4 protein-coding genes are annotated in these 3759 nt (G+C 65.4%); all 4 read left to right on the forward strand.

The genetic code is table 11. From position 1 onward, the window contains the following. On the forward strand, window positions 1-1063 hold a 1063-nt coding region (locus tag QOJ24_RS03655; protein WP_526259203.1), incomplete at its 5' end, for a linalool dehydratase/isomerase domain-containing protein. Window positions 1064-1094: 31 nt separating this feature from the next. Next, complete coding sequence (locus QOJ24_RS03660; protein ID WP_526259205.1) at window positions 1095-1907, forward strand: SDR family NAD(P)-dependent oxidoreductase; 813 nt, start codon at window positions 1095-1097, stop codon at window positions 1905-1907. A gap of 58 nt (window positions 1908-1965) precedes the next feature. Continuing rightward, window positions 1966-2976: an NAD-dependent epimerase/dehydratase family protein gene (locus tag QOJ24_RS03665; protein WP_526259207.1), complete on the forward strand. Its 1011-nt coding sequence runs from the start codon at window positions 1966-1968 to the stop codon at window positions 2974-2976. A 4-nt stretch (window positions 2977-2980) separates the two neighbouring features. Continuing rightward, window positions 2981-3759: AMP-binding protein (locus QOJ24_RS03670; protein WP_526259209.1), on the forward strand; the 779-nt coding region annotated here is incomplete at its 3' end.

A 3759-nucleotide genomic window follows, 5' to 3' on the forward strand; every position in this document is an offset into this window, starting at 1 on the left:
ATTGAATGCCGACCCTGTCGGCCGGGACAACATCATGCTCACGGGCTTCTTCGGCCTGCAGGTAGGGCTTTATTCGGCCCTCACCGGCGATGACCGGTACCTCAGGGACGGTGGCCTCAGTTTCGGCAAACATCAGCATTCCTTGCATGACGTCGCTGATTCGTTGATGGCGAACTTTCGCAAGGCGCCCTTCGGGCTCTTCCCCTGCGAGCCCAACTGGACCTATACAGCGTGCAACTTCCGCGGCATGGGTGCGTTGCAGGTCTACGATCGCCTCACGGGCTCCCACTATTTCGACGAGATCGCCGAGAACTTCAAGCGTCGCCTGGAGACTGAGTTCGTCCACCCCGACTTCGGGATGGTCTCGTTGAAGTCCAAGCACACCGGCATAGATCTCCCGTTCCCGCTGCCAGATGCGATCCCCGCCGTGTATCTGAACTCGATGTTTCCCGATATTGCCATGCGGTACTGGGGGATTCTACGCACCGAGGCGTTCGCGGAGGACGCCGGCCAGCTCAAACCGGTACTGCCAAAGGGCGCGATCGATATGGGCAACTACAAGCCGGGTTACGGCCTGGCGATGGAATCGCTTTATGGCGCGGCGCGCGAGTTCGGCGACGCCGACGCCGCTGCTGCCGCCAAGCTGGCGCTGGACACACTGTGCGAGCCGATCACCGAGGACGGAGTGTTTCGATACCAGAAGATGTCCAACTCGGTGAACGCGTGCGTGACCATCGACCGCCAACTGCACCAGAACTTCTGGCGCAGAACAGTTGTCGGCCCCACCGCCGACTCCGCGCTCTACGGCCCCGTTCTCGACGAGGTCGCCTACCCCGACGTGCTGGTTGCGCGCGCTACGAGTGACGGGGCCGACCTGCACTTGGTCCTCCGACCCGGGCGCGACAACTCATCGCAGGTCCTGCGGTTCGCACGCTTGCAACCACATCGCGCCTACCGTGTCACCGGAGCTCTTAGCGAGTCGCTTGTCGCTGACTCGCAGGGTCGCGGCGAGTTGACCATTGTCCTAAGTGGCCGCACCGAGATTCGGGTGCTTCCCGACTAACCGCAGCCAGCTGCACCAAGAAGGGAATCATATGGACCTGGGCCTGGCCGGCGCCGCCGTGTGCGTACAGGGTGGAAGTAAGGGCATGGGCCGCGCAGCCGCCGAGTGCTTCGCCGCCGACGGCGCACGAGTGGCGGTCATGGCTCGTGGACGCGAGGCGCTCGACGACACCGTCGCGCGCCTGGTCGAACTCGGTAGTCCCGACGCGGTCGGGCTATCGGTGGATGTCAGCGATGCCACCAGTATCGCCAACGGTTTCGCCGAATTGGGCGAACGGTGGGGCGAGCTCAACTCGCTTGTCTGCGCCGTTGGGCCCGATGTCTCGCAGCTGCCGTGGGACGTCGTGTCCGACGAGCAGTTCGTCGACGCCTTCGTCATCGGCGCCCTAAGCGCCGTCCGGTCGGCGCGCGCCGCACTGCCGTTGCTCCGTGCTGCCAAATGGGCTCGAATCGTCAACCTGGCGGCTATGTCGGCACGCAGCCAGGGTTTCGGCTTGGTTGAGTACACGGCCGCCAAGGCCGCGCTGACCAGCATCACCAAGAACCTGTCGTTGGAGTTGGCGGCCGATGGCATCCTTGCCAACACGGTTTCGCCCGGCACCTATATCTCCGACCAGATGGAGCGACACATCGCGACACTCCCCGCCGACGCCGGAGTCAGCGCCGACGACCCGAGGTCGGTTATGCGCTATATCTCGGAATTCTTCGGCGTGCGTGCGGATCTGGGGCGCGCCGGCGTTCCGACCGACATTGCGCCGGTGATCTGCTTGCTGGCGTCGGAACGCAATACATACACGACCGGAGCGAACGTCAACGTCGACGGCGGGTCCAACTTTTACGCCTGATCACAAGTGTGGCAGTGTACTGTCAAACGTTAAGTGTTGGACGCAGGGGAGCAGCCACGTGTCAGGGCCGACGAAGCTGGTGATCGGCGCGAGTGGATTCCTCGGCTCGCACGTCACGCGACAGTTGGTGAAAAGCGGCCAACGGGTGCGAGTCCTGTTGCGCCGCACCAGTTCGACCATCGCCATCGACGACCTCGACGTCGAACGCCGCTATGGCGACGTCTTCGATGACGCGGCGCTGCGTGACGCGATGGGCGGCTGCGACGACGTCTATTACTGCGTCGTCGACGCCAGGGCCTGGCTGCGGGACCCGACCCCGCTGTTCCGCACCAACGTCGAGGGCCTGCGTCACGTGCTCGACGCAGCGGTAGACGCGGACCTACGGCGCTTCGTGTTCACCAGCACCATCGGCACCATCGCGCTCAGTGAGAACGGACGCCCCGTCACCGAGGACGAGCCGTTCAACTGGGCGGACAAGGGCGGCGGCTACATCCAGTCGCGGGTGGCCGCCGAGAACCTGGTATTGCGATACGCACGGGAGCGTGGGTTGCCCGCAGTCGCGTTGTGCGTCGCGAACACCTACGGCCCCGGTGACTTTCAGCCGACGCCACACGGCTCGTTGGTGGCTGCGGCGGCAAAGGGCAGGATGCCGGCATACGTCAAGGGCATGTCCATGGAAGTCGTCGGCATCGAGGACGCGGCCCGTGCATTGATACTGGCCGCCGACAAGGGTCGAGTCGGCGAGAGGTACATCATCTCCGAGCGATTCATCAGCGCTCGCGAGCTCTATGGGACGGCGGCCGAAGCGGGCGGAGCGAAGCCTCCGTGGGTCGGTATTCCGCTGAAAGTCATGTACGCGTTGGGTTTCGGCGGGGACATCGCCGCCAAAGTGCTGCGCCGCGACATGCTGCTGTCCACCCTGTCCGTGCGGCTCATGCACATCATGTCCCCGATGAACCACGGCAAGGCCGAGCGGGAACTCGGGTGGCATCCGGAGCCGATCCACGATTCGATCCGCCGGGCCATCGCGTTCTACCGCGGCCGGGCGAGGCAGTCGAACGGTCGTTGACGCCGTGCAGGTGACGTGGCTGGAGCACATCAACGCCGTTCACCGCGACAACGACCGGCCGGCTGTGCTCGACTCGACGGGCACGGTCAGCGGGCGCGCGCTTGTAGCCAAAGCGGCGTATGGCGCCGAGCTGCTGCACGAACTCGAACCGACATCGGGGCGGGCGGTGCCGGCACTGCTCACTACCAATGCCGACGCATTGGCGCTCCTCTTGGCAGGGGCCGCGGCCGACAGACCGCTGGCATCGCTCGGCCCGAGGCTGACTCCCGCCGAGCTGGCGGCCGCGATCGCCTCGGCCGGTGCGCAGATCCTGTTGACCGAAAGGGCTTTCGCTGAAACCGCCCGTCAAGCCGCGGCCCTGGCCGATGTCCGGCTTGTCACGCTCGAACCTCTGCTGACCTCTGCCGCCGGGCTGACGCAGACCGGCGACGTGGCGTTCTACCTGCATACGGCCGGCACCACCGGTGCGCCGAAACGGGTCCCTTTCACCTCACCCGTGTTGCTCGCGCGAGGTGAGCTGCTGACGGAGCTGGTCGGGTTCGGGGGCGGAGACCGCTACGCAACCGGTTCGCCGATACATCACATCGGCGGCCTGGGCAACGTCCTCGCAGCGTTGAGCGCGGGTGCGGCGGTCTTGCCGACGACCCACTTCTCCGCTGACTGGTGGCGCAGCCTGCGTGAGGCCGGAGCGACACACTGCCTGTTGGTGCCGAGCATGATCGACATGCTGCTCAACGAGAACCTCCTTGATGCCGTCCCGTTGCGCACGCTGGTCTACGGCGC

The sequence above is a fragment of the Mycobacterium sp. genome (assembly GCF_032159775.1).
Lineage (GTDB): Bacteria > Actinomycetota > Actinomycetes > Mycobacteriales > Mycobacteriaceae > Mycobacterium.

Bases quoted from the DNA above. Each gene is read 5' to 3' on its own strand.
- QOJ24_RS03660 (WP_526259205.1), top strand. From the start codon at position 1,095: ATGGACCTGGGCCTGGCCGGCGCCGCCGTGTGCGTACAGGGTGGAAGT.